Raw genomic sequence first — 773 nt, forward strand, 5'->3', positions numbered from 1 at the left:
ACACGTTGTAAGTTATAGAAATTAGTGAGAAGTTTTATAAAGCCACTAATGTTTATCTATTAGTGGCTTTAATATAATGATTAACGATTAACGATTAACGATTAACGATTAACGATTAACGATTAACGATTAACGATTAACGATTAACGATTAACGATTAACGATTTAACTGTGCTTCATTTTGGTTTAGTAAACGAATTATAGGGTTTTGCTCTAATATTTTACTTTTCAAAATATAACCAATAATTAGTCCAGCTATAAAGCCACCAATATGCGCACCATAATCAATGCCATCAGGGCCTGTTACTGCACCAAAAATGTTAAATCCTAACCAAATAGCAAAAAACCATACTGCAGAAAACAAAAATAAACTAGACACCCAACCTAATTTTTTGCAGTTTGGCCTTGCACAATTAGAGTGGCTGTCTAGTTTAATTTACAATTATTGCTATATTAGTCACAGATAATGAGCTAGAAACTTGGACTAAAAATGGCCCATTTGCAAAAGACGTAGATGACCGTTGTACTGGTAGTTATAAAAAATGGCACACTCAACCAAAAGAGTGCTATGCCGCATTGGTAGGCACATTGATGAACCCAAGTGTTCAGCTAGGGGTCAAAAAGCTAACTAGTTCCCATTGCCAATTAACGATAGATATAGACACGCCAAATTTTGCTCTAGGGCAATCAGAGTTATTTGTTCAAGTTTACCAAATTGAAGATGAGGGAATTTTGCATTTTGAGCAGGAGTTTCGTCATGGCCATAAAAATTG

2 protein-coding genes are annotated in these 773 nt (G+C 34.4%); one reads left to right on the top strand and one right to left on the bottom strand.

Features of this window, described 5'->3' with window-relative positions; translation table 11 throughout:
* Window positions 1-157 precede the first annotated feature (157 nt).
* Complete coding sequence (locus I6F66_RS20945; RefSeq protein WP_368668203.1) at window positions 158-379, bottom strand: rhomboid family intramembrane serine protease; 222 nt, start codon at window positions 377-379, stop codon at window positions 158-160.
* Between the two features lie 212 nt (window positions 380-591).
* Between I6F66_RS20945 and I6F66_RS20950 the strand changes: the two genes are divergently transcribed.
* Window positions 592-773 (top strand): hypothetical protein (locus I6F66_RS20950; RefSeq protein WP_197209724.1); only part of this gene is annotated, 182 nt, incomplete at its 3' end.

The sequence above is a fragment of the Pseudoalteromonas sp. NZS100_1 genome, from assembly GCF_015864285.1.
Lineage (GTDB): Bacteria > Pseudomonadota > Gammaproteobacteria > Enterobacterales > Alteromonadaceae > Pseudoalteromonas > Pseudoalteromonas arctica.